Below are 26,149 nucleotides of genomic sequence, written 5' to 3'. Positions count from 1 at the left end.
AGATGGGGCGGGCTATTTGCCGACCCCGACCTTGATGGCCAGTTTGCGAAGCGGGCTGATGCGGTTGATTGCCGACAGGCCCGCCAGACGCAGGTCGCGCAACGGTTTGGGTTCAAGCATCGATGCGCGGTTCAGGATATCGATACCGCCGACCCGCATCACGGTTTTGGGCAACTGGCGGCGTTCATAGGATTTCAGAAGCGGGGTTTCGCCGATATCCTTGCCGTGCAGCTTGGCCTTTGCCATCAGTTCGGCCAGGGTTTCGATGTCATGCAGGCTCATATTCAGCCCTTGTGCGCCAATCGGCGGCACGACGTGGGCAGCCTCGGCGATCAGGGCAAGACGGGCGGCAATCAGGCGGGTGGGGATCTGTGCGATCATCGGCCAGACCGCCCGCGGGGATGCCACGCTTAGCGGACCAAACAGGTTCATGGTGTCATGGGTGATTTCGGCGGACAGTGCATCGTCACTCATGGCATTAAGCTCATCGGCACGGGCCGCAGGCGTCATCCAGACCACGGACGAGCACGGTTTGCCATCAAGATCAGGCATCGGCACCAGTGTCAGCGGCCCGCCGGTGCGGTGGATTTCGGTCGAGATATTGTCATGCGGCTTGTCATGGGTGACGACAAAGACCAACGCGCTTTGATCATAGGCCCAGCGTTTGTGTTTGATCCCGGCCATGTCGCGCAAGCTGGAATTGCGGCCATCGGCGGCGATCACGACTTTGGCCCGGACGGTTTCACCATCGGACAGCGTGACTTCGACAAAACGCGCAGCGCTTTTGAATCCGGTTACCGTGGTCGAAAACCGGAAATCGACATTTTCAAGTTCGGCCAGACGGGCCATCAGGGCAACGCGGGCCGCCTTGTTTGAAACGTTCCAGCCGAAAAATCCCTGTTTGGTTTCGGCCCCGTCAAAATCGGCGGTTTCGCGCGGTTGCCATTCGGAACCGCCGGCATCGACGATCCGCATGACGCGAAGTTCCGCCCCGGTCGGTTTGATCGCATCCCAGACACCGGCCTTTTTAAGGGTTTCGATGCCCGGCTCAAGAAAGGCGGTGGTCCGCAAATCCGTGCCTTCGCCAATATCGGCGGGGGCCGGATCGACAATCACGATCTGATGTCCGTCGGCTGCAAACCGCGCGGCTGCACTCATTCCGGCGATCCCGCCACCAGCAATCAGAATATCGGTTTCGATCATGATCGGTCTTTCCTGTCTTCACGGCAAAATGCAGCGGCCAAAGCCATACATTTGATGTCGGGCAATGTGCCCGTTTGGCGGACTATACGCAATTGTTTTGCCAAATGTCTTGATACAGATCGTCTTGCTATACGCATTGCACCCGCCATCCGATTGATCATGCGGCAGCAGGAAGGTGCAAGAGGCATCGTATCGGGGACGGGAGGTGTTCGGGGCGTCGGAGCAGGGGGCGGGCTGGTGGTGCTGTGTTGCAGTGGTGCAGTGGTGTTTTGATGCCGTGAGGCGGTTAGGCGGGGAGGTGGTGGTGTGGTTTTGCCGTGATGTGGTGATGCAGTGAGGCGGCTAGGGGGTGGCATTGTGGTGGTTCGGGGCGTGACGGGCGATGACAGCCATCGCTGGTGGGGGGATGATGTTTGGGGCGTGGTATCGCTGCCCAAGGCATCCGTGTTGGTGTTGGGGGTGAACGGGGCGGTTTTTTGCGGGCGGGTGCGGGCTTTTGGTTTGGGAGGGGCAGCGTTCGGGTGATTGCGTGGGCGGATATGTGTTGGGGGCGGGTGGAGCGTTGCGCGGGTGTTTGTGGTTTGCGAGTGCCAGGGGGGTACGTGAACGGTGCTGGTGGTGGGTGTGTTGCAGTGGATGTTCGAGATGGTTCAGGCCGTTCCGGGCGCATGTCACAGCAGGCATGTGGCGGGCGGGATTGCGCCGGAAGGGCGGATCGGGCATTTTGGGCGGGCGTTTGTTGCCACCACCTTTATGTGCAGGATATTTGCCATGCTCGCCTGGGTCTATTTGATGGGCGCGATCGGTCTTGAAGTGATCGGGACCGTGTCGCTTAAATTTTCCAACGGATTTACCGACCTGAAATTTTCGGTCCTGACGCTTGTGATGTACGGGCTGAGCTTCTGGGTGCTGGCGCTGACCTTGAAGGTTTTGCCGATCAGCACGGCCTATGCGGTGTGGTCGGGGCTTGGCACGGCGGCCGTCGCGATCATTGGCCTGGTATTTTTCAAGGAGCCGATGACCGTCCTTAAGGGTGTTTTCCTGTTGATGACCATTGGCGGTGTGGTCGGATTAAAGGCGATCAGTTCGGAAAGCTAATCCCGAAATTGTGCGCCGATCCGGCGAAGATCATTTTCAAGATCGCAATGAGCCGGATTCCAGCCAAGATCGGTGACGGCCCTTGTCGCGGTCATGGATTGATGGCGGGCAAGTCCCGCCGCCCAGCGGCCCAGTCGCGAGATGGCGGTTTGCACCGTGATCGCATCAATCTGGCAATCGGGCGTGCCGACATGGCGGGCGATCAGACCGGCCAGCGCACGGTTGGTCAGATCATTGATCGCAACCCCGGTATAGCTTGAACCGGGGGTGGCTTTGCCAAGGGCCAGACAATAAAGATCGGCCAGATCATCGGCATGAACCATCGGCAGGGTCACATCGTCATCACCAATCAGGGTGACGCGGCCATCGGTACGTGCGGTTTGCAGATCACGGCCAAGAAGCCCGTAATGCCCGTGCCGCCCGGTGGCATAGACACAGCCCGGGTGAATGACGATGCCGTGCAATCGTTCATCGCCCAGCACGCGATCAATGCCGGAGCACATCCATTGAAATTCGGGCAGCGGATCAAAGGGGCTGCCTTCATCGATTGACTGTCCGGGCGGGGTTTGCGCAAACAACCAACTGCCACCGGTATAGAGGAAGCGCACAGGTCCAGGCATGGCGTGCATCGCCGGGATCAGGTGATCAAGCAGGGTGCGGTCGATATCGGTCATGGCATCGGAAAAATCGCAGGCCGCATGAATGACCGCATCAACGGGTGGAAGGGCCGCACACCAGCGGGTCGGATCGGTCAGATCGCCATGGATCGGAACAGCCCCGATCGCGCGCAATCTGGTGCAGGCGGTTTCAGATCGGGCCAGCGCAAAGACCCGGTATTTACGGGAAATCAGGGTGTCAACAATTGCCGAGCCGATCAGCCCGGTTCCGCCGGTAATGAAAACACGCATCTGAAATTCCTTCCTGTGAGAACAGATTTGGCGATGGCCACAGGCGGTGTTTTCGGACCTCAACCGCGGTTGAGGTCAAGCGGTTTTATCGGGGCAATCAAAATCCGGGCAAACAAAAAAGCCGGGCATTTGCCCGGCTTTGAAATTGTGATCGGCGATTTGATCAGGCGACTTCGAATATGCCGTCAATTTCAACCGCAACGCCAAGCGGAAGCGATGCCACACCAACCGCGGAGCGGGCATGTTTGCCGACATCGCCAAATATTTCGACCATGGTGTCAGACGCACCATTGACGACTTTGGGCTGATCGGTGAATTCCGGGGCGGAATTGACAAAGGCATTGAGTTTGACAACGCGGGTGACTTTATCAAGGTCGCCGATCGCAGCCTTGAGCTGGGCAATCAGGTTCAGCGCGCACAGGCGGGCGGCCTTTTGGCCGTCTTCGACCTGATAATCCTTGCCGAGTTTGCCGACAAATTTCAGTTCGCCATTTTCCATGGTGATCTGACCGGAAATGTGAACCAGATTGTTCGAGACAACATAGGGCACATAATTCGCAACCGGTGCGGTGGCATTGGGCAGGGTGATGCCAAGTTCGGCAAGACGTGCGTCGATTTTACCAGCCATGATTTCCATCCTTCTGACTGTGGTGGCACAGGGTCGGAACCCTCGTTTGAGGCAAACTTACCGATCCTGACCGCCGAACAAAACAGTTTCTTTTGGTTCGTCGGTCATCGGGGATTTATGACGATGGCAGGGATTGGGCATTGCTGCGGTGCCGCATTTCACCGATAGTTGAGAAAAATCAAATTGTGCCGGGCGGCAAAGCACCGCAAAACTGTATGCACAACAACCGGTGCCGGTGGCAGATGCCGGGCACATGTTTGGAATGAAACCAGTTCGCCAAAGGGGACTTCATGGCATTGCGCGACCAGATCGGAAATTTGCATGGCGGGTGGCTTGCCCTGATCGGGGTACTGGTGATTTGCCCGGATGCGCTGTTGATCCGGCTGATTGAAGTCGATGACATGACGGCGTCGTTCTGGCGTCTGGCATTGTTGAGTGTTGCGACCCTGATGCTGGCCTTGTGGAAAGGGCAGCGGCGCGGCGAAGGTGTTTTGCAATCGGTCACACCGGGCAGGACCGAGATCCCGGCAGCCTTGTTTTATTGCGGCACGACGATCTTTTTCATTTTGTCGGTGCGCAATACCGATGCGGCCAATACGCTGGTGATCATTGCCGCAACCCCGCTGATTGCCGGGGTGATGGGGGTCTTCATTTTCAAGCGCGGACAACCGATGCGGACCTGGGTGGCATCCTTTGTCGTGCTGGCGGCTTTGGGCATGATTGTCGGGGCCGGGTTTGGCGGCAAGAATGCGCTTGGCGATCTTCTGGCGCTGGGAACGGCGACCTGCATGGCCGGGTTTTTCAACGTGATCGGGGCCAAGCCCGAAATCAATGAAATCAAGGCAATGTTGCTGGGCGCTGTTCTGGGGGCGGTGATTTTGCTGCCAACAGCGGAGCCGTTTACTGTGACCGGCATGGATTGGTTGTGGCTGGCGATGCTGGGCTTTTGGGTGTTGCCGGTATCGTTTCTGTTCATTTCGGCAGGGGCGCGCAAAATACCGGCAGCCGAGGTTGGCCTGATCATGCTGAACGAAGCGATTTTCGGATCGTTTCTGGTGTGGCTGTTTATCGGTGAAGTACCAAGCAACACGACACTGATTTGCGGATCGGTGGTGATCGTGACACTGGTGCTTCACAGCTATCTTGGTATTCGTGAAGTGCGCCGGATGCGGGTTGGTGCATCGGCCTGACCGGGGCGGTTGTTGCCAGCGCACATCTTTCAGGTTGCTGTCAGGTTGGGGCTTTAAATGTTGCGGGGTTGGTCAAGGACCAATCGCCCCGCAGGGCATCTGTTGAGGTGCGCTTTCTGCTGCGGGGTGGATGTGCCCAGATAGCAGGTAGGCCTTTATGCCCCGTTCCCGGTTCATGCCGAAAATTCCACCGATTGATTATCGTATTGTTCTTGTTGTGCTGGCGGTCTTTTTCACGCTGGTTCTCAATGCCAGGGTGCTTGGTCATTTCTATGACATTCTGGGTGCGCTTGGTGCCTATGACCGTGGATTTGCGATCAGTGCGCCGTTTGTGCTGATTTTGGCGTCACTTGTGGTGTTTACGCCGTTTTCGTGGCGCTATCTGTTCAAGCCGTTTTTCGTGGTGCTGATCGCAACAAGTGCGCTTGCCCATTACGGGATGATGAAATACGGCATCGTGTTTGATCGCGGCATGATGGAAAACGTGATCGAAACCAACCAGCTTGAAGCGGCATCCTATTTCAGTGTGTCGGCCCTGTTGTGGTTTGTGGCGACCGGTATCGTGCCGGTATGTGTTCTTTTGATCGTGCCGGTGCGCTATCCGTCGACAGTGTTGCGCGGGGTCGGGCAGCGCATTGTCATGATGCTTGTGCCGCTGGTGTTGCTGGGCGGAATTGGCGGCCTTTATTTCAAGGATTACGCATCGGTCGGGCGCAATAACAAGGTGCTGGGCAAGGAGATCATCCCGTCAAATTTCATCACCGGGACGATCCAGCTGGTCAAGCGGCGCTATCTTTATGCCGATATGCCGTTTCGCAAGATCGGCGAGGATGCGCGTCTTGTTGCTGCACCGGGGAAGACCAAGCCGACATTGATGTTTCTGGTGATCGGGGAAACCGCGCGGGCGCAAAGTGTGGCGGCCAACGGGTATGATCGCCCGACATCGCCCTTTACCAGTCAGATTGACGGGCTTCTGGCGTTTCAGAATGTGCAATCCTGTGGCACGGCGACCGCTGTTTCGGTTCCCTGCATGTTTTCACCGATGGATCATGCCAACTATGATGGCGAAATCGCGCGCCACAGCGAAAGCCTGATGGATGTGTTGCAGCGTGCCGGGGTCAAGGTCCTGTGGAAGGATAATGACGAAGGCTGCAAGGGGGTCTGTGACCGCATTCCGAGCATCGAGATTTCAGCCGATGCGTTTCCCGAAGAATGCGTTCTTGGCACCTGTTATGACGAGGTGATGTTGCGCAACCTTGATCAGCAGGTGGCAGATAAGCCGGTCGATCAGCTTATTGCCTTTCACCTGATGGGCAGTCACGGGCCGACCTATTACAAACGTTATCCCGAGGCCCATCGCGCCTTTGCGCCGGACTGCCCGCGCAGCGATATTGAAAATTGCAGTGCCAGGGAGCTGATCAATACCTATGACAATACGATCCGCTATACCGATTATGTGGTGGCGGAACTGGTGGCGAAGCTTAAATCCTATGAGGATCGCTATAACACCGTGTTGCTTTATGTGTCCGATCACGGGGAATCGCTTGGCGAAGGCGGGCTTTATCTGCATGGCGCGCCCTATATGCTGGCCCCGGATGAACAGACCCATGTGCCGATGATGATGTGGATGTCCGATGGATATCAGACCGCGCGCGCGGTCGGGCAGGAGTGCCTTGGTGATCAGGCGCAAAATGGCGCGTTTTCCCATGACAATCTGTTTTCAACCGTGCTTGGCGTCATGGGGGTCGAAACCGCGCTTTATCAGCCGGCCAAGGATATTCTGGCGCGCTGTGCCGCCAACGATGCCGACATGGCAGGGCGGCGCGACGGGGCCGTTGAAGCGGCCCTTGCAACAGTGTCCGCGGCCGGTCCGCAACGGCAGTAAGGTGCAGGGACAAGGCCCGCAAGGAATTGACAGACGGGGCACTTCGTATTAGTTGAGTGAACTCAGTGAGTTTGCTTGATGAGTTGGAGGGCCCCGATGAGCATTCGGGCAACCAGACGTGAAGAAACCCGTAAGAAGATACTTGAGGCGGCGCGGGGCATCCTTGAAAGCGGTGATTTCGAGGAGGCATCGACGCGCGAAATCGCCAAGCGGGCCGGGGTCGCCGAAGGGACGATTTTTCATCACTTTTCGACCAAGGAAGAACTGATCATCAGCTGTGTGACCACACAGCTGGCCGAAGCCATTGAAAAGGGTCTTTATACGATGGACCCGGAATGGTGCTTTGTGGATAAGCTGATGCATGTGGCGTCATACCGCTTTACCCAGATCGGCCTTCATCCGACACTTTGGAACGTGATCATGCGCCAGCTGACCTTTGCGCCGCGCAAGGGGGCGGTGCATGACATGATGCAGCGCAGCGGCCTGATCAAGGCGATTACCGACCTGATCGAAGAAGCGCAACTTTCGGGGGAACTGAACCCGGATCTGTCGCCGACCCTGATCCGCAAAAGCCTGATGGCGCTGTTCCTGTTTACGATCCACGAACATATGAGCACGCAGAATTTCGACTGCGAAGACATGTGTGCGACGCTGCGCGAACTGATCGAGGTCCAGACAATCGGACTTTGGGCCCGCAAACCCGAATGTGCGGCGTAACCGGACCTATTCCCCGATCAGATGCAGGATGACCTGGCGCCGATGCGGGGCGTGGCGATGTTCGAACAGATAGATGCCCTGCCAGGTGCCAAGCATGGCAAAGCCATCGGCAACCGGAATGGTAAGGGACACATCGGTCAGGGCTGATTTGATGTGGGCGGGCATGTCATCGGGGCCTTCGCAGGTGTGGCGATAAAGGCTAGGATTTTCCTGAACCAGCCGGCCAAAGAATGTTTCCAGATCAAGACGCACATCAGGATCGGCATTTTCCTGAATGGTCAGGCTGGCCGATGTGTGGCGGACAAAGACCGTCAACTGCCCGCGCGCAATGCCGGTCGAGGCGACCCATGATTGCACCTGATCGGTGATTTCAGTCAGTCCCTGGGTACCGGTTTTGATTTCAAGGGTGCATTGATCCTGACGCAGCATCATTTCATCTTGCCTGTCATTGACGGGAAATTGGTCTGGCGGTGATGGTAGAAGTGCGATCTGTTGCTGACAAGGGGGCTGTCATGTTTGTTGGCAGGTGCATTAAAAACATCACGTTTTCAGCATGTTATCCGTGCCACAATATTGCCACTTGACGCAAACGGCCGGTGTGAATAACGATCTGGGCGTTAACTTTCGACTGGAAAATCCGTTGCGTTTCATTTCCTGCATGCTTGTGATCCTGATCAGCCTGACAGTTCTGCTGTCGGGGCATGGCACCGTGCAGGCAGGTTCCGGTTCGTCCGGTGACGGGCACCATGTTGTGACGATCGATGTCACCAAACCGGTGTCCCATGATCCGCATTCATCCCATGCCGATATTTGCGGCATGACGGTGTGCGGTCCCTATGCCGAGGAACATGTCAGCACAGCATTGTTCATGCCGGTGGTGACGTCTGTGACCTATTGGGTGCAGGACCGTACCCTTGTTTCCGCCGAGGCGGATGGCAGCTACAAGCCGCCGCGCGCCTGAAAATAATCCCGTTTTAAAGAAAACGCCGTCGTTTGTTTGGCCCGTGTCTGTTTGACCAGTGTTGGGCAAAGCAGCAAGGTTTGCGCATGTCTTCATGCGGCGATGGCAATCATTCTGACGATTATTTTCAGGAGCATGATATGCCCAGTTTCAAGAAATCCCTTATCCGTCACATCGCGACATCGACCGTTCTTTTGGGCGCGCTTGCCGGTATGCAGGCCCCGGCCTTTGCCGGTGCAGGCCATAGCGGTGGTCATGGCGGGGCATCGACCGATATCGGCATGCCCGGCCAGTTGTCCGATGTTCGCCGGACCATCCGGATCGTGATGGAAGACAATTTCTTTGATCAGGAAAAGATCATTGTGCGTGCGGGCGAAACCGTACGCTTCATGATCGAGAACAAGGGCGAATTCGTTCACGAATTCAATATCGGCACCGCCGCAATGCATGCAGACCATCAGAAGGAAATGTTCATGATGATGGAGCATGGCGCGCTTGAAGCCGACAAAATCAACATGGCGATGATGGAAATGGACATGGGCAACGGCATGACGATGAAGCATGACGATCCCAACAGTGTCCTGCTTGAGCCGGGCCAAAGTGCCGAAGTGATCTGGACGTTCCCCAAGGACACCGAACTTGAATTCGCGTGCAATGTGCCGGGCCACTATGAAAGCGGCATGATGGGCAAAATCCGTCTTCAGTAATCATCATTGATGTGACCGGGGGCGTTCGGGATCGGCTTGTCTGCCATCCCGGGCGTCTGTCCGGCCTTTTCAGGTAATTTGAAATGAAACAACGCATTGTCTTACGCGCCCTGTTGGGTGCGCTGGGGACGGTCATGCTGTCTGCGCCCAGTTTTGCTGCGACCTATGATCTGACGGTCGATTATGTCGAAATCGATACCGGAACCATGAAAACGCACGGCATCGGATATAACGGGTCATCGCCCGGGCCGACCTTGCGGTTCAAGGAAGGCGAGGAAGTGGTGATCAATGTCACCAACAATCTTGATGAAGCAACGTCGATCCACTGGCACGGGTTGATCCTGCCCTATCAGATGGACGGGGTGCCGGGCATTAGTTTCCCCGGCATCGAGCCGGGCGAGACTTTTACCTATCGCATTCCGGTTTCGCAAAACGGCACATACTGGTTTCACAGCCATTCGGGTTTTCAGGAACCCGACGGCGCTTATGGGTCGATCATTATCGAGCCGCAAAAGCGTGAACCATTCAAATTTGACCGTGAATATGTGGTGGTTCTGAAAGACAAGCACCCGCATTCGGGCGAGCGCATCCTGCGCAATCTGAAAATGATGCCTGATTATTACAACCGCAATCAGCGCAGCCTTGGCGATTTCATCATGGATGCGCGCAAGAACGGCCTGGGCGCGACACTTTCGGAGCGTGCCGACTGGGGCGCGATGCGCATGATGCCGACCGATATCGAGGATGTGCAGGGCTTTGTCGGCCTGATCAACGGCATGTCGCCCGAACAGAACTGGACGGGGCTGTTCCATCCCGAAGAACGGGTGCGGTTGCGGTTCATCAATGCATCGGCCATGACCTATTTCGATGTGCGGATCCCCGGACTTGAAATGACGGTGGTGCAGGCCGATGGCAATAATGTGCAGCCGGTAAAGGTTGATGAATTCCGCATTGCGGTTGCCGAAACCTATGACGTGATTGTCCAGCCCAAAGACGACAAGGCCTATGCGATCATGGCGGAATCGATGGGCCGTTCGGGATACGGATTTGGCACATTGGCCCCGCATGAGGGCATGCGTGCCGAAATGCCCGAATTGCGCAAGGAGGCACCGCTTCTGACCATGGCCGATATGGGCATGAACCATGGTGACATCGGGCACGGTGATATGGGCAAAGGCGATATGGCCGGTATGGATCATGGCGCAGCACCATCGGGAAGTGCGGCAATGGGCAATTCGGCAATGGGCAATGCAGCAATGGATCATGGATCGGCCGGGGCGATGCCGGGCATGGATCATTCCGGCATGGCCGGTATGGACCATTCAAATATGGCGGGGATGGATCATTCGGCGATGGCGATGGGCAATCGCGCCGATCCGTTTTATGCGGCGGGCAGCGGATTGACGCCCAAGGCGGCAAATGGCGGCAAGTTCCTGTCTTATGCCGATCTCAAGGCGCAAAAGCCGCTTTATGCCGACCGTCCGGCCACGCGCGAGATCGAGCTGCGCCTGACCGGGAATATGGAACGTTATAGCTGGTCGATCAATGGCGTGAAATACGAGGATGCCGAGCCGATCCGCCTGAAATACGGCGAACGGGTGCGGTTCAAATTTGTCAATGAAACCATGATGTCGCACCCGATGCATCTGCATGGCATGTGGTCGATCCTTGATACCGGGCAGGGCAAATGGAACCCGGTCAAGCACACCATCAATATCAATCCCGGCACCACCGTCTATTCCGAGACCGAGGTCGATGAGCCCGGCCAATGGGCGTTTCATTGCCATCTGAGCTATCACATGGCGACGGGCATGTTCCGCAAGGTCGTGGTTGAAGGCGGTCCGGCGGTTGCGACACTGAAGAACGGGAATTGATCCATCATGAAACGACATGATCTGATGATGAAGGGCGGCTTTGTCGCCATGGTGATGGCCGCCGTTCCGGGCACCGGACAGGCCGCAGAAGGGCGGACCTATTACGGGTTCCAGGCCGAACAGTTTGAATATCGTCTTGGTGACGAGAATGAAAAACGGCTGGTCTGGGATGCGGATGCCTTTTGGGGAACGGACGAGCTCAAACTGCGCTGGCAGGGCGAGGGCGAACGCGACCTTGATGCCGATATCAATGAAGGGTTTGAAAACCGGTTGGTGCTGCAAACCCCGATCAGTGACTTTTTCGATGCCAAGGCGGGGATAAGGCTCGATACCCCGACGGGCACGGATCGCTGGTACGGGACGATCGGGATCATGGGGCTTGCCCCGCAATGGATCGAAGTCGATGCCGATCTTTTTGTCAGCGAAACCGGGGATGGCAGCGCACGGCTTGATCTTGAATATGAGGGGCTGATTACCAATCGCGTCATCCTGACCCCGTCGATTGAACTGAATGCTGCCTTTTCCGAGGATCGGGAAATTGAAGTCGGCACAGGGATATCAAGTGCAGAGATCGGATTGCGGTTAAGCTACGATCTGATTGATCGCAGTGTCGCGCCCTATATCGGGGTGTCCTATGAACGCAAATTTGGCGATACCGCCGACTTTGCCAAGGAAGACGGCGAGGATTTCGAGGCGACCTATATCGTCACGGGGCTTCGGTTGATGTTCTAGAAACAAGGGCCGGGAGGATTTCCTTCCGGCCCTTTTTATATGTGAGGATCAGCAAGACCCGGCAGATCAGGCGGGTAGCTTGATCAGGCTGCAATGCGGTCCTCGTTCGGTCCATAGAAACGAAGGGCCGTCATGGCGAGATTGCCAAATTCATAGCTGTCATGGATGACATCGGGGGCGAAATCATCGGATGCGGCGCCAAGGGCGACATAGAACGGCATCAGATGGTCGTCTTCGGGATGGGCCATGGCGGCATGGGGCGCAAGGCGGCGATAATCGAGCAGGGCGTCAATATCATGGGCCTTGACCCGGTCGATCATCCAGGTGGTGAATTCGATCGCCCAGGGATCAATCGGGCCTTCGTGACGATCAAGCGCACGCAGATTGTGGGTCATCGCACCGCTTGCCACCACCAGAACGCCAAGATCGCGCAAACCGCGCAATTTTTTGCCCAGTTCAAAATGATCGGACGGACCGCCATGGGCCAGCATGGAAAGCTGGAAGACCGGGATGTCGGCATTGGGCCTTGCAAGGATCAGCGGCATCCAGGCCCCGTGATCAAGACCGCGCGCATTGTCTGTGGCACAGCCGATCTGATCGGCAATCTGGCGGGCCAGTGCCGGATCGCCAGCAACGTCATAGTGCAACTGATAAAGAGGCTGCGGGAAGCCATAGAAATCGTGAATGGTTTCCTGACGCGCAGCGGTCGATATGGTCGGTTCGGCTGTTTGCCAGTGGGCGGAAACCATCAGGATGGCCCGCACGCCATCGGTATGACGGCCAAGATTGCCGACAAAAAAATCAAATGCCGGCGTGCGTTGGCGCGCCACCAGCATCGGCGAGCCGTGCGAAATAAAGATCGGGGCCAGATTATGCCGGTCTTGCGATACGGATTGATCCGGCCGGGACGGGGAGATCGCGGTGTCAGTCATGGCGGACTACCTTGGTCAGAATTGCATCATTTGCCATGACTATGCGCCGCTGCGGGCAGCAAGACCAGACCCGGTTTGGCAACAGTCTGTTGCCAGCAAGCAGGCAGGGGTAAACGGGCTGGGGTAAAAAGGCAGGGGCAAACAGGCGGGATTTGCCGCCGGTTTGCCGTCAGGGTGCGATATAAATGACCGGTGGTCTTGATAATGAAACGGAATTGCATCAATCTGGGGCAAGTCATTGTTCCACCGAGGCATATTTTGAATGGACCAGCAGCCGCCACTTGGCAGCCGGATATTGGAAAGATCGGTTTTCTCGCTTGATGCGCTTCCACGCGACCAGCAGTTTGAAGTCTGGAAGGACAGCATCAATTGCGTCTATTCGGTTGATGCCCCTCGGCAGGATCGCAAGGACGGCTTTAGCGCCGATCTGAATTCATGGTGCCACAAGGACATGGTGATGGTGCAGGCGAAAAGCCAACCCCAGAACTTTGTCCGATCCTCCCAAATGGCAGGCCGGGACGGGCTTGACCATTACAATGTGCAGCTTTTTACCAGCGGGCATGTTGCGGCGGAAAAAGGACTTGGCGGCGATACGATTTCCCATGGCGGCTTGCTTTTGCTTGATCTGGCCCAGCCCACAGAAGCTCAGACCAGCCATTTCAATTCCCTGCATCTGTTTTTGCCACGTCGGCTTCTGGAAGATCAGCTTAAAAATCCCGATGACCACAATCTGCGTTTTTTGTCGGAACGCGATCCGCTGGTGCGGATCCTGCATGACCAGATTTTGGCGTTGCATCGCCATGTTGATGTTATGAGTGACGAACAGATTGCCGTGATGCAGAAAACCATCGTCATGATGCTAGCTGCCTGCATGAATGATGCATCGGGCATTGGGGCGCAAAATACAGGTTTTCGCCAGGATCTTGATAAACTGGTACGTGCGCGGCGCTATTTGCGGGCCAATATGCTGTCGACGGAATTGACCGCAAGACGTGCGGCATCCGATCTTGGGGTGTCGCGCAGTGTTTTGTATCAGCTGTTTGCGCAATATGGCGGCGTGAACCAGTTTGTGCGCGATATGCGCCTGCGCCATGCGTTGCATTTGCTGAGCGATCCGGCACGGCGCAGCAGTTCGATCTATGACATTGCCCTTGAATGCGGATATGCGACCGATGCCAGCTTTATCCGGGCCTTTCGCGCCAAGTATGACGTGACGCCGGGGGATGTGCGGGCCGGACATGTACCGCGTTCGACCAAACCGCAAAATGATCTGCTGGATCATCGCTATGAAAGCTGGATCCACGGCCTGAGCTGACGGCCATGCACCACCCATCGTAATTCCAGATGCACATGCGGCCATGTGCTGGACCGGGTAAGATTGGTGCGGGCCGGGCTTGTAAGGGAAAACCAGCTTTGGGCGTCGGAGCGCGGGTCTTGAGTTGAAAGCGGGGGAGAGGGCGCGTCGTGTCGTGGTGATGGCGTGTTCGGATGGTCTATTGGGAGGGTATGCCAGAGCTGCGGCGCCTAAGATCGGCTTTCCGGGGGGCTGCGGGCGAACTGCTATTGGGCGTCTGGCAGGGATTGCGGGTGCTTTGCCAATTCCGGGATCGGTCGGGAAGTCCGGGTGATGTTGACCGGGGGGACGTTGGGATGTTGCGTGTTTTCGTTTACGAAACAGTGTCGCGATCAGATCCCGAGGTCAGAACGTGAGGGGAAAAAAGGGTAACAGCCTGCCGCCAAGGCCCGCGTTTCAGTGGGGGGGGAGGGCCGAGGGCGATGGCAACAGGCTGTCGGGGGGAGAATTAGCGACGGCGACCAAACAGCATCAGCAAGACACCGCCGACGATGCCGGCAATCCCGGCGATCAGATACCAGATGGTTTCATCGGTATAGCGACCAACCAGTGTTTCGGAAATCTGATCCACAGCACTTTCCGATGCGTTATAGCCCGTCACCAGAAGGCCAACGCCAATCACAAGGATAACAACGCCAAGAATGCGGCCAATCGACATGATGTTTGCTCCTGTTTTTTTCGGTTCCGTTTGCCAGAACTTTTGAACAGGGTTGATAACGCGCAATCGGGAAGCTTGTTCCCGACGCGTCAAAAACACGGTGTCAGGGCAGGGATTTGATCACGGTATCGGCATCGGTCAGTTGGCAATATTCGGAGGCCAGAACGGCGGCATAAAGATCAAACACATCCTGTGCCGGGAAGGTTTTGCCGTTGGCATCGGTCACATCGATTGCCGTGGTCGCATCGAGCGGCAACCAGTTTTCAAAGCCCAGACAATGGGCCATGCGGATGGTGACATCCATTGAATTATGAATGACCACACCGGTAAAGATCAGGCGTTTGATTCCATGATCATGCAGGTGTTTTTCAAGCGTGGTGCCGACGAATGCGCAGTTTTGCTGCTTGGCGAAGACGGTTTCACCGGCAATGGGCGCAACTTCGTCCTTGAACGGCTGTCCGGGGCCGTTGACATAGAAGCTTGAAGCCGGATTGGCTTCTTCGTGGCGGATATGGATCACGGGCAGGTCGGCGGCGCGAAAGGCCGCGAGCAATTTGGCAATCACATCGGCATAACCGGGATTGTTTTTGGCATTCCAGCGCGAATGATCCATTGCCTTTTGCACATCTAGAATGATCAGGGCGGTGTCTTGGCCAAGCGATGGAAGGGGCATGGTGGTGTTTCCTTGTCTGACGGGCCGGGGCAAACCAAAAACGGCCGGGAAAATCCCGGCCGTTTTGCTGATCAGATCAGAAAGTCGTTCGGGCCGTAACCCTTAGGAGCAACCGGTGGTCGCGCCGCAAGAGTCGCATTTCAGGCAGGTGCCGTTACGCACCAGGGTGAAGTTGCCGCAATCGGGGCAACCGTCGCCTTCGTAGCCCTTCATGCGGGCTTCGCGAATTTTGTCCATCTTGTCATCGGTTTTGGCGATGACTTCTTCGCTTGCCGTCAGGATCGCAGAGGTCTGCGGTGCGGACGGGGTCGCGGTGGTTGCGGCACTTGCGGTGGTTTCATGGCTGTGGTTATGGCCATGACCGTCCGTGCCGGTGGACTTGACTTCGACAACGCGTTCTTCGGTCTGGGCACCGCCATCGACAACGTAGAGGTTGCGACGTACGAAGCCGCTTGATGCGACCTTGCGGATGGTTTCGATCGCCTGATCGCCGGCTTTCTGGGCGGTTTCGCCAAGATCACCTTCGGCGACACCTTCGCCAACGGCATCGGGAAGGATGTCGGACGGCTGAACGTGGGCGAGATCGTTACGGCCAAGGTAAGAGATGGCGAGTTCGCGGAACATGTAATCAAGGATGGAGGTTGCCATCTTGATCGCATCGTTGCCCGAGACCATACCCGACGGTTCAAAGCGGGTGAAGGTGAAGGCTTCGACATATTCTTCGAGCGGCACGCCATACTGAAGGCCGATGGAAACCGCGATTGCGAAGTTGTTCATCAGCGAGCGGAAAGCAGCGCCTTCCTTGTGCATGTCGATGAAGATTTCGCCAAGCTTGCCATCTTCATATTCACCGGTGCGCAGGTAAACCTTGTGACCGCCAACGGTGGCCTTCTGGGTGTAACCTTTGCGGCGACCCGGAAGCGAGCGACGCTCGCCGCGGATGACGCGTTCGATGATTTTTTCAACGATCTGTTCAGACACGGCCGTTGCCTTGGCAGCGGTCGGCTGATCGGCGTAATCGTCTTCTTCAACCAGGGCAGCGTTGAGCGGCTGGCTGAGTTTCGAGCCATCACGATACAGAGCGTTGGCTTTCAGACCCAGGCGCCAGGAGAGCATGTAGGCGTCCTTGCAATCCTGAATGTTAGCACTGCTCGGCATGTTGATGGTTTTGGAAATCGCACCCGAGATGAACGGCTGGGCTGCTGCCATCATGCGGATGTGGCTTTCAGCCGACAGGTAACGCTTGCCGATACGGCCGCACGGGTTTGCACAATCAAAGACCGGAAGGTCTTCGTCACGCAGATGCGGGGCACCTTCAAGGGTCATCGAACCGCAAACATAGGTGTTGGCTGCTTCGATCTGTTTCTTGTCGAAACCAAGAGCGGCAAGCATGTCAAAGTCCATCGAGTTGATGGCTTTGGCATCGAGGCCCAGGGTGTTGACGCAGAAATCATCGCCAAAGGTGTATTTGTTAAAGACGAACTTGATGTCGAATGCGTTTTTAAGTGCACCTTCAACCTTGGCAATGGCGTCGTCATCGAAGCCCTTGGCACGCAGATCGTCATGGGAGACGGCCGGCGAACCAACGAGGGTTCCGTGACCAACCGCGTATTTTTCAATGTCGCGGATCTGGTTTTCGGTATAGCCAAGGGTTGCAAGTGCAACCGGAACGGTGCGGTTGATGATCTTGAAGTAACCGCCGCCAGCAAGCTTTTTGAACTTCACAAGGGCGAAGTCCGGCTCGATCCCGGTGGTGTCGCAATCCATGACCAGACCGATGGTGCCGGTCGGCGCAATAACGGTGGTCTGGGCGTTGCGGTAACCGTGCTTTTCACCCAGTTCCAGTGCCTTGTCCCATGCAGCACGCGCTGCAACCGGAAGATCGGCATAGGGGCTGTCAGCAGCAACCAGCGGAACCGGATTGATTGACAGGCCTTCGTAGCCTTCCTGTTCGCCATAAGCCGCACGGCGATGGTTGCGCATGACGCGCAGCATTTCATCGGCATTGTCGGCATAGCCCGGGAACGGACCCTGTTCGCCAGCCATTTCGGCCGAGGTCGCATAGGAAATACCACACATGATCGCGGTCAGGGACGCACCGATTGCACGGCCTTCGTCGCTGTCATAAGGGATGCCCATGCTCATCAGCAGGCCGCCAATGTTGGCATAGCCAAGGCCAAGGGTACGGTAACGATAGGACAGTTCGGCAATACGGTCGGACGGGAACTGTGCCATCAGAACCGAGATTTCCAGAACCACAGTCCACAGACGAACGGCATGTTCGTAGGCCTCGATATCAACGCCGCCATCATCGGAACGGAAGTTCATCAGGTTGAGCGATGCGAGGTTACATGCGGTGTCATCAAGGAACATGTATTCCGAGCACGGGTTGGACGCATTGATGCGACCCGAATTCGGGCAGGTGTGCCATTCGTTAATGGTGGTGTCGTACTGGATGCCCGGATCGGCACAGGCCCAGGCTGCTTCGCCAACCTTGTCCCACAATTCGCGGGCAGAGATGGTTTTTGCGACCTTGCCGTCGATACGACGGATCAGGTTCCAGTCACCGTTATCAAGAACAGCCTGAAGGAAGTCGTTCGACACACGAACCGAGTTGTTCGAGTTCTGACCCGAAACGGTCAGATATGCTTCGGAATCCCAGTCAGTGTCATAGGTCTTGAAGCTGATTTCGGTGAAGCCCTGACGGGCGAATTCGATGATCTTGTTGATATAGGAATCCGGGATCATCACAGCGCGGGCTGCCAGCACAGCTTCTTTGAGCTGCGGGTTGGCGCGCGGAATGAAACGGTCTTCCGAATCTGCGGCACCGTCCCAGTTGGTGCAGGCCGCAAGAACTGCGGTCAGGTGCTTTTCAGCAAGTTTGGAGCCGGCAACAAGGGCGGCAACTTTCTGTTCTTCAACGACTTTCCAGTCGATATATTCTTCGATATCCGGATGGTCGATATCAACCACGACCATTTTGGCCGCACGGCGGGTGGTGCCACCCGACTTGATCGCGCCAGCAGCACGGTCACCGATTTTCAGGAAGCTCATCAGGCCCGAAGAACGACCGCCACCCGACAGGGTTTCACCCGCACCGCGAACGTTCGAGAAGTTCGAACCGGTACCCGAACCAAATTTGAACAGACGGGCTTCACGGGTCCACAGATCCATGATGCCGCCTTCATTGACCAGGTCATCGGCAACCGACTGGATGAAGCAGGCATGGGGCTGCGGATGTTCATAGGCACTGGCCGATTTGGTCAGTTCGCCGGTTTTGAAATCAACATAGGAGTGACCCTGTGCCGGGCCGTCAATGCCATAGGCCCAATGCAGACCGGTGTTGAACCACTGCGGAGAGTTCGGCGCACCCATCTGGTGGGAGAGCTGATAACGCATTTCATCAAAGAAGGCCTGCGCGTCAGATTCGGCGTCAAAATAGCCGCCTTTCCAACCCCAATAGGTCCAGGTGCCGGCAAGGCGATCAAAGACCTGGGTCGCGCTGGTTTCGCTGGTGTAGCGTTTTTCAGCCGGCATTTTGTCAAGTTTGGCGGTGTCGGCAGTCTTGCGCCACAGCCAGGACGGGACGTCCTTTTCCTTGACCGGTTTGAGGGCAACCGGAACGCCGGCCTTGCGGAAATATTTCTGAGCCAGAACGTCACTCGCCACCTGTGACCAGGAAGCGGGCATGTCGATGTCATTCATCGCAAAAACAACGGAACCATCCGGGTTTTTGATGACAGAAGATGACTTACGAAACTCGATGTCGGCGTAAGGGCTGACACCGTCCTGAGTGAACTTTCTGGTAATCCGCATGGTCTGCTCCGGTTTTGATCAGACGTGAGGGGGCGCTATCTGGTAATGCGCCAACATCGCCTGACTTTATATAGTTTGCTCATCGCTTTTGCGCTGCCCCAATACCCGATATTTTCCGGTGTTTTTGGCGCCTCGCATCTATCTGAATTCGGTGGTGTGGTCCCCCCTTGGAACCATCCGGTCCGTGGGGAAGACTATAATGGCAAAATTTCGCCACAGTCCACTAATCTTTGTGGTTGACAGCAATTTTTACCACAACATGTAGTGGGTCGGTTGCTGTCTTGCTGATTCGATGCTGGTGGGATTCGTGTTAACAATCTCTGAATCAGGGCTAAGGGCCTGTAAAACTGCGGTTTCTGTTACCGCGAGATTGTGTGCCTGTCCTAAGACTCGGACTAGATGTTGTGTGGGAAGGATCGGTTTTCCCGAACACGAACCCAAGCTAACGCTGTTTGCGTTTCATTTCCAGTGCGAAGCTGAAAATGTGCCGTAACAATGATGTTCTTAGCACATGCGGTAATGATAACAGTTTGATATTTATATTAAAGTATTGATTTTATCGCAGGCGCAAATCCGCGGATATCAGCCAACAGCCCATACCATATATATGTGTGTGATTGTGGATAACCGGGTGGACAGACGCCCCAGATATATGCGGATCAATGAGTCGTCGCACTACAAGCAGTTGTGGGTTGTTTTGAACCGATAAATGGCACTGTCGCGGCGTGCTGGTTCAGGTCGGGGTTGAGGCGGCTTGTGGTGGCGGGGCGGGCTGCGGGCAAATGTTGTGATTTGGGGCGGGTCGATGTCCTTGAAACATTGACTTTCAAACCGCATCACGACATATAAGTCACTTGTTCGACAGGGTTCACACCGCATGACCCCTGTTCCGCCGGTTTCAGTCTGGCGGACAAACCAAATCTGGAGAGAGACCCAACATGGCCACCGTCGGCACCCGTATTTATACTGCGCTGTTTGGCAAGCGCGTTGGCGAAGACCGTTTCGGCAATGTCTATTACACCGAAAAGACTCCGGCCAAGGGCCGCCGCACCAAGCGCTGGGTGATCTACAAGGGCGTTGACGAAGGATCGAAAGTTCCGGCCGAATGGCATGCATGGCTGCATTATACCCTTGATGCGCCGCTGTCGGAGAAGGCCGAGGACCGTTATGACTGGCAGAAAGAGCATCTGCCGAACCTGACCGGGACCAAACACGCATATCGCCCGCAGGGCCACGAATATAGCGGTGGCAAGCGCGCGAAAGCGACGGGCGATTATCAGGCCTGGTCGCCGGAAGGCTGATCAGCCGGAAATTTGAAAATTCAGGCGGGCGCGGGGCAACTCGCGCCCGTTTTTGTTTCGGGGCCTGCTTTTTGTTTAAGTGGTTCTGTTTTGGGCGGTTGTGTTTTGGCGCTGTGCAATACAATATGCCAATCAAAGAGATACAGATCGGATAAGGTCCATGAGCAACAGACTGATTGAAACCCTTGCAGGTGCTGCGGTGATCGCAGTCGCGATCGGGTTTGCAGCATATTCATACAGCCGTGCGGGGATCGACACGGTAGAAGGGTATGAAATCAAAGCCAGCTTTAACCGTATTGATGGTCTGGTCGTGGGCAACGACGTGCGGATTTCCGGCGTGAAGGTTGGCAGCGTTACCGGACAGGAACTTGATCCCGATACCTATATGGCGGTTGTCAAAATGTCGGTGCGCGCGGACCTGTCGTTGCCGATGGACAGTTCGGCCAAGGTGGCATCGGATGGTCTTTTGGGCGGCAAGTTCGTATCGATCGAGCCGGGCGGGGATATCGACATGATCCAGGCCGGTGGTGAAATCGAATACACGCAAGGGTCGGTCAATCTTGAAGATCTGATTGGTCAGGTTATTTATTCCTCGACCAGTAGCAGCGAATAGGCACAAGCACACCATATTGTGACGGGACATTGTGACCAGTTCGGGAATGGTGGCCTTGCAACTCGCAGGGAAATATCAAACCGGTCATGATTTTGCCGGTTTTGCCGGGCAGGGTGCCGGGCAATGGCAGTAAAATGGTCTGCTGTGCAAGAAATGTCGGAGCGTTCGATGAAGAAAACCGAACAGATGGAACATTTTCCAACCTGGCAGGCGACAGACGGGTCGCCTTTGTCCTGCGTGGAAAAGATCAAGGTTTTGAACGACAATTTCGGCGAATTGCGCGAGATGATGCAGGATGCGCTTGAAGATGCACTTCTGATGGGCTGCGACGAGGAGCAATTCCGCAAGGTGATGCGCGATCTCGTGGCCGAATTGCACAATCCCTATGATACCAGCGACACACAGGACTGAATAACAAGATGAAACGATCTTTTGCGATTGCCGCGATCTGTTCGACATGTGCAATGATCGGAACGGCCTATGCCGCGCTTGATTATCGTCCGGCCCCGGTTGCCCAGCTTCAGGGGCTTGATAAAATTACCGCCCGCATTTCGACTTTTGAAGTGCCGGTCGGGCAGGTTGCCAGTTTCGGCACCCTGTCGATCCGGGTCGATGCCTGTTACCGGACCCCGCCCGAAGAACGCCCGGAAAGTGCGACCTTCCTTGAGATCGCCGATGTGCGCGATGATGGTAACGCGACGCGCCAACAACTGTTTTCGGGATGGATGTTTGCATCAAGCCCCGGTCTTTCGGCACTTGAACATCCGGTTTACGATGTGTGGCTGAAAGAATGTCTTGATCCGGCGGATGCGGACGACTCCAAACCCGAAGCCGCACAGGGCAAACCGGCCCCCGAGCAGCCATAAGATTGCAGCCATAAGATCGCAGCCTTAATATGGCAGCCATACAAGCATGGATGTAAGGCTGTCATCAGCCTTGTGCTCTCGGGCACTCGGGCAGCGGGCTCCTGATCCTGGGTTTTTCCGTCATCTGTTTGGTGTCTTTAGGTGAATGCTTGATCGTTCACGGAACGGACCCAGTCGTGCCATTTTGCCGGAATATAGAGGCAGGCCGTGACGATATGTGGTTTGCGGGCGGGATTTCGGTTTTTGGCGGTTTTGCGCCGTTTCAGGGTCGAGAAGGTCGGGCGAACCAATATTTGATTGTTTGGATGTTGTCCCAAATATGGCAAAAGCGCCGGATATTGTTTCCTGAATAGAAAATATATGTTGCCGCAGCACCGGCTTGAGAGCCGGTTGTTTGACTGTCATCCTCATGCCACAAGTTTTGCGACGCAGCATTGCGGATCGCGATCCGAAATTGAGGGAAATAGACAATGTTCAAAGCGATGAAAAAAGCCGGTCTTGCACTGGCACTTGCAACCGGTCTTTCGGCAGCTGCTTTTTCGGCACAGGCGGCAGAAAGCTATAAGCTTGATCCGACCCATACCAGCGTGATCTTTATTGTTAACCATCTTGGTTTTTCGAATTTCCAGGGCCGTTTTGCCGGTGTTTCGGGCGAACTGACCCTTGATCGTGAAAACCCGGCAGCATCGGCTGCGATCATCACGATCGACCTTAACCAGGTTGATAGCGGTGTCGAGGCGCTCGACAATCATATGAAAACCGCCGACTTCCTGAATGTTGAAAAATTCCCGACCGCGACGTTCAAAAGCACCTCGGTCGAGCTGGTTGGCGACAATGCAGCCAAAATCACCGGTGATCTGACCCTGCTTGGCGAAACCAAGCCGCTGGTTCTTGATGTTACCCTGACCGGTGAAGGCGATCATCCGATGACCGGCGATCATGTTGTCGGCTTTGGCGCGACTGGTACCGTGACCCGTTCGGAATATGGCATGAACTTCCTGGTTCCGGGCGTTGGCGATGACGTCAAATTGCAGATTTCTTCGGAATTCCTGAAGCAGAAATAAGCCGACTTTTTTTAAAAGAGAATGGCGGGTTTGGCATCATGGCCGGCCTGCCATTTTCGTCTTCTGCGTGGAAGGGGATGGGTATGGCATTGCGTAGTCACCGCAACGGTTTTGGCAGCGTGACCAAAAGCCTGCACTGGATTGTTGCCGCACTGTTTATCGGTGTGTTTGCCATCGGCTGGTATATGGATTTCCTGCCGCTTGGCATGGCCAAACTTGAATGGATGTCACGGCACAAATCGCTTGGTGTGACGATCCTGATGCTTGCAGTTTTGCGGATCATCTGGCGTTTGTCCGAACCGACACCCGCGGCACTGGGCAAACATGCGATTGAACGGCTGGCGGCAAAGATCGGGCATCTTGGCCTGTATGGGGTGATGATTGCCATGCCGCTGACTGGCTGGATGATGTCGTCCGCGGCCAATTTCCCGGTCAGTGTTTTCGGACTGTTTACATTGCCAAACCTTGTCGCGCCGGATCAGGGGCTTTTTGAAAGTCTCAGGACTGCGCATTTCGTGTTGTCCTGGGTGATTGTTGCCCTGGTTGGCGGACATGTGTGTGCGGCCCTGAAACATCACTTTATTGATCGCGATGCCACATTGCGCCGGATGTTGCCGGCGTTTGGCGGCAATGACAATGCCGATATCGGCGCCAATACGACTGCCAAGGAGAATTCCTGATGGGTTTGACTTTTAAATCGACACTGATGCGCCCGCTTGCCGCCGCGTTCGTGGCATCGCTTATGGTATTTGCCGCCCCGGCAAAGGCCGCCGACCAGTGGGTTGTTGATGCCAGCCAAAGCACGATTGCCTTTACCGGAACACAGCTGGGTGCGGGGTTTGACGGGGTGTTTGAAGATTTCACCGCAACCATTGCCTTTTCGCCAGACGATCTTGCCGGATCCTCGGTCGAGGTGCTGATTGATATTGCATCGGTCGATACCCAGAATGGCGACCGCGACAGCCAGATCGTATCGCCCGACTGGTTTGATGCTGCACAATGGCCAACCGCCAAATTTGAAACCAAGTCGTTTTCCGAGATCGAACCGGGCCGCTATCAGGCGGTCGCCGATCTGACGATCCGTGATGTGACGCGTGAAGTGACCTTGCCATTTGATCTGATGATCACTGGCGATCAGGCCGAGGCAAAAGGCAGCGTCACTATCGCACGTACCGATTTTGGCGTCGGGCAGGGCCAGTGGGCCGATACCAGCCAGGTTGGCGATGACGTGACGATCAATATCACGATTGCGGCGTCGAAATAACGCCGCAGACGCCAGCCCCCTGTCATGACAGCCGATGCGGTCGGGGTTGCCGGGGCAAAGCGTGAAGCATCGGGCATCGGGCATCGGGGCAGGCCCGGAACTGCTAATAAAAAATTGCTGATGATGAAGGACGGAAAGGATGCTTTCCGTCCTTTGTTGTCTGTGGCGTTCGGGGGGCTGATACCAGTATGCATGTGCCAGCGTGAACGTGCCAGTATGTGATGCTATGTGCCTGAAGCTGTGTGACGGGGGGCTATTTGGCCGGGATCAGCATGGCGCGCAGATGGGCGTGATCGCCGTTGAAATAGGTGCCGTCAACCTTGGTCGGTACGCCCGGCACGCTGAGTTCTTCGGTATATTGCCAGAAACTCCAACTGGCCCATTCCACCGGGATGGTCGGTTGATCAACGCCATATTCGGCAATCCATAGCTGATTGCCGGGAAAATGATCCTTCATGGCATGTTCCCAGAATGTCGGGCCGGTATAGATGATCGGGCGGCGGCCATAATGGGTTTCCAGTCTGGTCAGGAAGGTTTCGAACTGTTGATGCAGATCGCCCTTTACCGGCGGTTTGATCCGTTCGATATCAACAACCGGCGGCAGGTCCCCCGGTTCAAGGGTGACGTTTTTGATAAACCAGTCGGCCTGACCGGCACCGTCATCATTGGTTTCATAGAAATGATAGGCCCCGCGCAACAGCCCGGCCTTGCGGGCGGCAGCGAAATGGTCGGTGAAGGTCGGATCAAGATAATCCAGCCCGTCGGTGGCCTTTACAAAGGTGAAGGCAATGCCGTTATTTTGCACCTTCTGCCAGTCGATATCGCCATTGTGATGGGATGTATCAATGCCATGCAGGGACGGGTTCCGGTCATCGGCGCGAACATCAAGCGGATTGAAGGCCACAAGGAGTGCCGCAATCGCGATGCCCGATAAAACATGGCGAATAACCGTGTTCAGACTGGTTGAAGGCGTCATGATATTCCGTCCTTCCGATGGCCATGACCGCATGGCGGCCGGTCGATCAATGAACTGAAGTCGCACTCAGTGTAAATCCAAGACCACAATCAGGCCAGAGCCATATGGCGCATGGATCGGTACACTGTTTGCCCCAAAGGATGTGATCCGTGTTTTGAAACACGCCCGGAACGTGGGGAGCTTGTCAGGGTGACGGGCGGCGATGTTCGGGGCGTGATTGCGGGCGGGGCAGGTTTGGAACGCAGTTTGGGAAGCGGTCCGGAGGGCGGTAGACGGGAGCGGCCGGGGACGTGGCTAGAGACGTGGCCAGAAACGTGGCAAGAGACGGGGCCTGGGACGTGACAAGAGAAGCCGACCAGTGAAGGGACGATTGAAATGGCCAGAGACACGACCTGCTAAACGGCCAGGGAAACAGGTCCGGGGCCGTCCGAAGCGTGATCCGAATTGTCGTCGGAGATGCTGTCGGAAATGCGGTCAGACAAGCGGGTCAATACGCACCAAGCGGGCGGACAGGGAGACATGCCGGGGAGACAAAAATCCCCCGGTGGCGGGCACCGGGGGATGAAAGCGGGGGCGGAAATATCCGCAGGGATCAAAGCGCGGTCATTTGGTCGCGCTTTGACGCAGGTCGGCCAGGAAGTTTTCGACCGCCTGATCAAGCGAGCGGGCTTCATCGACCAGTTTTTCGGCCGAATGGGCCAGCTGGCTGGTGCCGGAAGATACGCGCCC

Annotated in this window: 26 protein-coding genes; 16 read left to right on the top strand and 10 right to left on the bottom strand. The window is 56.0% G+C overall.

Translation table 11 applies throughout. The features are described from left to right. Positions 1–12: 12 nt before the first annotated feature. On the bottom strand, positions 13–1,203 hold the full coding sequence (locus tag AUQ42_RS05305; RefSeq protein ID WP_068518065.1) for an FAD-dependent oxidoreductase: 1,191 nt from the start codon (positions 1,201–1,203) through the stop codon (positions 13–15). Positions 1,204–1,812: 609 nt separating this feature from the next. On the opposite strand from AUQ42_RS05305, the gene AUQ42_RS05300 reads away from it, so the two are divergent. Beyond that, a complete protein-coding gene (locus AUQ42_RS05300; protein ID WP_231856687.1) occupies positions 1,813–2,301 on the top strand; it encodes a multidrug efflux SMR transporter in 489 nt (162 codons plus the stop codon). Here the strand turns inward: AUQ42_RS05300 and AUQ42_RS05295 are convergent. Both AUQ42_RS05295 and AUQ42_RS05290 read right to left on the bottom strand, forming a co-directional pair. Beyond that, entirely contained in the window at positions 2,298–3,209 is a 912-nt protein-coding gene (locus AUQ42_RS05295; RefSeq protein ID WP_068518064.1) for an NAD-dependent epimerase/dehydratase family protein, read from the bottom strand. The two genes, AUQ42_RS05300 and AUQ42_RS05295, sit on opposite strands and share 4 nt — an antisense overlap. Before the next feature lie 163 nt (positions 3,210–3,372). Next, a complete protein-coding gene (locus AUQ42_RS05290) occupies positions 3,373–3,837 on the bottom strand; it encodes a RidA family protein (protein ID WP_068518275.1) in 465 nt (154 codons plus the stop codon). A gap of 290 nt (positions 3,838–4,127) precedes the next feature. Here AUQ42_RS05290 and AUQ42_RS05280 point away from each other — a divergent pair, with 290 nt between their 5' ends. From AUQ42_RS05280 to AUQ42_RS05270, 3 genes are all read left to right on the top strand, one after another. Beyond that, positions 4,128–5,027: a DMT family transporter gene (locus tag AUQ42_RS05280; protein ID WP_068518062.1), complete on the top strand. Its 900-nt coding sequence runs from the start codon at positions 4,128–4,130 to the stop codon at positions 5,025–5,027. A gap of 157 nt (positions 5,028–5,184) precedes the next feature. After that, on the top strand, positions 5,185–6,912 hold the full coding sequence (locus tag AUQ42_RS05275; protein ID WP_082817747.1) for a phosphoethanolamine transferase: 1,728 nt from the start codon (positions 5,185–5,187) through the stop codon (positions 6,910–6,912). 96 nt (positions 6,913–7,008) lie between these two features. After that, the gene (locus AUQ42_RS05270; protein WP_068518061.1) at positions 7,009–7,629 is read left to right on the top strand and encodes a TetR/AcrR family transcriptional regulator; all 621 of its coding nucleotides are present in this window, start codon (positions 7,009–7,011) and stop codon (positions 7,627–7,629) included. Between the two features lie 6 nt (positions 7,630–7,635). Here the strand turns inward: AUQ42_RS05270 and AUQ42_RS05265 are convergent, their stop codons facing one another. After that, positions 7,636–8,055: a secondary thiamine-phosphate synthase enzyme YjbQ gene (locus AUQ42_RS05265; RefSeq protein WP_369813518.1), complete on the bottom strand. Its 420-nt coding sequence runs from the start codon at positions 8,053–8,055 to the stop codon at positions 7,636–7,638. Positions 8,056–8,227: 172 nt separating this feature from the next. Between AUQ42_RS05265 and AUQ42_RS05260 the strand changes: the two genes are divergently transcribed. The 4 genes from AUQ42_RS05260 (at position 8,228) to AUQ42_RS05245 (ending at position 11,903) form a co-directional block, all read left to right on the top strand. After that, entirely contained in the window at positions 8,228–8,590 is a 363-nt protein-coding gene (locus AUQ42_RS05260; protein WP_068518059.1) for a hypothetical protein, read from the top strand. A gap of 140 nt (positions 8,591–8,730) precedes the next feature. Continuing rightward, positions 8,731–9,297 carry a plastocyanin/azurin family copper-binding protein gene (locus AUQ42_RS05255; RefSeq protein ID WP_156480841.1) on the top strand — a complete coding sequence of 189 codons (567 nt, stop codon included), beginning with the start codon at positions 8,731–8,733 and terminating at the stop codon, positions 9,295–9,297. An 83-nt stretch (positions 9,298–9,380) separates the two neighbouring features. Next, on the top strand, positions 9,381–11,171 hold the full coding sequence (locus AUQ42_RS05250) for a copper resistance system multicopper oxidase (RefSeq protein WP_068518058.1): 1,791 nt from the start codon (positions 9,381–9,383) through the stop codon (positions 11,169–11,171). A 6-nt stretch (positions 11,172–11,177) separates the two neighbouring features. After that, on the top strand, positions 11,178–11,903 hold the full coding sequence (locus AUQ42_RS05245) for a copper resistance protein B (RefSeq protein WP_068518057.1): 726 nt from the start codon (positions 11,178–11,180) through the stop codon (positions 11,901–11,903). Positions 11,904–11,986: 83 nt separating this feature from the next. Here AUQ42_RS05245 and AUQ42_RS05240 read toward each other — a convergent pair whose 3' ends face one another. Then, positions 11,987–12,835: a class III extradiol ring-cleavage dioxygenase gene (locus AUQ42_RS05240; protein ID WP_068518056.1), complete on the bottom strand. Its 849-nt coding sequence runs from the start codon at positions 12,833–12,835 to the stop codon at positions 11,987–11,989. Positions 12,836–13,097: 262 nt separating this feature from the next. Here AUQ42_RS05240 and AUQ42_RS05235 point away from each other — a divergent pair, with 262 nt between their 5' ends. Continuing rightward, entirely contained in the window at positions 13,098–14,150 is a 1,053-nt protein-coding gene (locus AUQ42_RS05235; protein WP_068518055.1) for a helix-turn-helix domain-containing protein, read from the top strand. Positions 14,151–14,637: 487 nt separating this feature from the next. On the opposite strand, the gene AUQ42_RS05230 is transcribed toward AUQ42_RS05235, so the two are convergent. From AUQ42_RS05230 to AUQ42_RS05220, 3 genes are all read right to left on the bottom strand, one after another. Then, a complete protein-coding gene (locus tag AUQ42_RS05230) occupies positions 14,638–14,847 on the bottom strand; it encodes a DUF3185 family protein (RefSeq protein WP_068518054.1) in 210 nt (69 codons plus the stop codon). Positions 14,848–14,950: 103 nt separating this feature from the next. Next, a complete protein-coding gene (locus AUQ42_RS05225; protein WP_068518053.1) occupies positions 14,951–15,520 on the bottom strand; it encodes an isochorismatase family protein in 570 nt (189 codons plus the stop codon). 102 nt (positions 15,521–15,622) lie between these two features. Beyond that, positions 15,623–19,336: a vitamin B12-dependent ribonucleotide reductase gene (locus tag AUQ42_RS05220; protein ID WP_068518052.1), complete on the bottom strand. Its 3,714-nt coding sequence runs from the start codon at positions 19,334–19,336 to the stop codon at positions 15,623–15,625. Between the two features lie 938 nt (positions 19,337–20,274). Here AUQ42_RS05220 and AUQ42_RS05215 point away from each other — a divergent pair. The 4 genes from AUQ42_RS05215 to AUQ42_RS05200 all read left to right on the top strand — a co-directional run bounded on the left by AUQ42_RS05215 (position 20,275) and on the right by AUQ42_RS05200 (position 22,116). Beyond that, positions 20,275–20,637, top strand: a complete 363-nt coding sequence (locus tag AUQ42_RS05215; RefSeq protein ID WP_068518051.1) for an NADH:ubiquinone oxidoreductase subunit NDUFA12 — start codon at positions 20,275–20,277, stop codon at positions 20,635–20,637. 160 nt (positions 20,638–20,797) lie between these two features. After that, positions 20,798–21,250, top strand: coding sequence for an outer membrane lipid asymmetry maintenance protein MlaD (gene mlaD / locus AUQ42_RS05210; protein WP_068518050.1), 453 nt, complete (start codon positions 20,798–20,800; stop codon positions 21,248–21,250). A 123-nt stretch (positions 21,251–21,373) separates the two neighbouring features. After that, entirely contained in the window at positions 21,374–21,661 is a 288-nt protein-coding gene (locus AUQ42_RS05205; protein WP_231856686.1) for a hypothetical protein, read from the top strand. Between the two features lie 8 nt (positions 21,662–21,669). Beyond that, complete coding sequence (locus tag AUQ42_RS05200; RefSeq protein WP_068518048.1) at positions 21,670–22,116, top strand: DUF2155 domain-containing protein; 447 nt, start codon at positions 21,670–21,672, stop codon at positions 22,114–22,116. A 120-nt stretch (positions 22,117–22,236) separates the two neighbouring features. Here the strand turns inward: AUQ42_RS05200 and AUQ42_RS15775 are convergent, their stop codons facing one another. Further along, positions 22,237–22,551: a hypothetical protein gene (locus AUQ42_RS15775; RefSeq protein WP_156480840.1), complete on the bottom strand. Its 315-nt coding sequence runs from the start codon at positions 22,549–22,551 to the stop codon at positions 22,237–22,239. Positions 22,552–22,586: 35 nt separating this feature from the next. Here AUQ42_RS15775 and AUQ42_RS05195 point away from each other — a divergent pair, with 35 nt between their 5' ends. From AUQ42_RS05195 to AUQ42_RS05185, 3 genes are all read left to right on the top strand, one after another. Further along, positions 22,587–23,180 (top strand): YceI family protein, encoded by a 594-nt coding sequence (locus AUQ42_RS05195; protein WP_068518047.1) that lies wholly within the window; start codon positions 22,587–22,589, stop codon positions 23,178–23,180. Between the two features lie 83 nt (positions 23,181–23,263). Next, positions 23,264–23,860, top strand: coding sequence for a cytochrome b (locus AUQ42_RS05190; protein WP_068518273.1), 597 nt, complete (start codon positions 23,264–23,266; stop codon positions 23,858–23,860). Beyond that, positions 23,860–24,444: a YceI family protein gene (locus AUQ42_RS05185; protein ID WP_068518046.1), complete on the top strand. Its 585-nt coding sequence runs from the start codon at positions 23,860–23,862 to the stop codon at positions 24,442–24,444. The genes AUQ42_RS05190 and AUQ42_RS05185 overlap by 1 nt, the downstream gene beginning before the upstream one ends. A 253-nt stretch (positions 24,445–24,697) precedes the next feature. Here AUQ42_RS05185 and AUQ42_RS05175 read toward each other — a convergent pair whose 3' ends face one another. Continuing rightward, positions 24,698–25,420 carry a glycoside hydrolase family 25 protein gene (locus AUQ42_RS05175; protein WP_068518044.1) on the bottom strand — a complete coding sequence of 241 codons (723 nt, stop codon included), beginning with the start codon at positions 25,418–25,420 and terminating at the stop codon, positions 24,698–24,700. Positions 25,421–26,149: the final 729 nt, after the last annotated feature.

It is taken from the genome of Thalassospira sp. MCCC 1A02491 (assembly GCF_001613785.1).
In the GTDB taxonomy this organism is placed as follows: domain Bacteria; phylum Pseudomonadota; class Alphaproteobacteria; order Rhodospirillales; family Thalassospiraceae; genus Thalassospira; species Thalassospira povalilytica.
Note: the sequence above shows the minus strand (reverse complement) of the source record. Positions and strands in the feature narration are given on the sequence as shown.

Coding starts and splice junctions, on each gene's coding strand:
- AUQ42_RS05305 (WP_068518065.1), bottom strand. CDS start 1,203: ATGATCGAAACCGATATTCTGATTGCTGGTGGCGGGATCGCCGGAATG.
- AUQ42_RS05295 (WP_068518064.1), bottom strand. CDS start 3,209: ATGCGTGTTTTCATTACCGGCGGAACCGGGCTGATCGGCTCGGCAATT.
- AUQ42_RS05290 (WP_068518275.1), bottom strand. CDS start 3,837: ATGGCTGGTAAAATCGACGCACGTCTTGCCGAACTTGGCATCACCCTG.
- AUQ42_RS05280 (WP_068518062.1), top strand. CDS start 4,128: ATGGCATTGCGCGACCAGATCGGAAATTTGCATGGCGGGTGGCTTGCC.
- AUQ42_RS05275 (WP_082817747.1), top strand. CDS start 5,185: ATGCCCCGTTCCCGGTTCATGCCGAAAATTCCACCGATTGATTATCGT.
- AUQ42_RS05270 (WP_068518061.1), top strand. CDS start 7,009: ATGAGCATTCGGGCAACCAGACGTGAAGAAACCCGTAAGAAGATACTT.
- AUQ42_RS05255 (WP_156480841.1), top strand. CDS start 8,731: ATGCCCAGTTTCAAGAAATCCCTTATCCGTCACATCGCGACATCGACC.
- AUQ42_RS05250 (WP_068518058.1), top strand. CDS start 9,381: ATGAAACAACGCATTGTCTTACGCGCCCTGTTGGGTGCGCTGGGGACG.
- AUQ42_RS05245 (WP_068518057.1), top strand. CDS start 11,178: ATGAAACGACATGATCTGATGATGAAGGGCGGCTTTGTCGCCATGGTG.
- AUQ42_RS05240 (WP_068518056.1), bottom strand. CDS start 12,835: ATGACTGACACCGCGATCTCCCCGTCCCGGCCGGATCAATCCGTATCG.
- AUQ42_RS05235 (WP_068518055.1), top strand. CDS start 13,098: ATGGACCAGCAGCCGCCACTTGGCAGCCGGATATTGGAAAGATCGGTT.
- AUQ42_RS05230 (WP_068518054.1), bottom strand. CDS start 14,847: ATGTCGATTGGCCGCATTCTTGGCGTTGTTATCCTTGTGATTGGCGTT.
- AUQ42_RS05225 (WP_068518053.1), bottom strand. CDS start 15,520: ATGCCCCTTCCATCGCTTGGCCAAGACACCGCCCTGATCATTCTAGAT.
- AUQ42_RS05220 (WP_068518052.1), bottom strand. CDS start 19,336: ATGCGGATTACCAGAAAGTTCACTCAGGACGGTGTCAGCCCTTACGCC.
- AUQ42_RS05215 (WP_068518051.1), top strand. CDS start 20,275: ATGGCCACCGTCGGCACCCGTATTTATACTGCGCTGTTTGGCAAGCGC.
- mlaD (WP_068518050.1), top strand. CDS start 20,798: ATGAGCAACAGACTGATTGAAACCCTTGCAGGTGCTGCGGTGATCGCA.
- AUQ42_RS05205 (WP_231856686.1), top strand. CDS start 21,374: ATGGCAGTAAAATGGTCTGCTGTGCAAGAAATGTCGGAGCGTTCGATG.
- AUQ42_RS05200 (WP_068518048.1), top strand. CDS start 21,670: ATGAAACGATCTTTTGCGATTGCCGCGATCTGTTCGACATGTGCAATG.
- AUQ42_RS15775 (WP_156480840.1), bottom strand. CDS start 22,551: ATGCTGCGTCGCAAAACTTGTGGCATGAGGATGACAGTCAAACAACCG.
- AUQ42_RS05195 (WP_068518047.1), top strand. CDS start 22,587: ATGTTCAAAGCGATGAAAAAAGCCGGTCTTGCACTGGCACTTGCAACC.
- AUQ42_RS05190 (WP_068518273.1), top strand. CDS start 23,264: ATGGCATTGCGTAGTCACCGCAACGGTTTTGGCAGCGTGACCAAAAGC.
- AUQ42_RS05185 (WP_068518046.1), top strand. CDS start 23,860: ATGGGTTTGACTTTTAAATCGACACTGATGCGCCCGCTTGCCGCCGCG.
- AUQ42_RS05175 (WP_068518044.1), bottom strand. CDS start 25,420: ATGACGCCTTCAACCAGTCTGAACACGGTTATTCGCCATGTTTTATCG.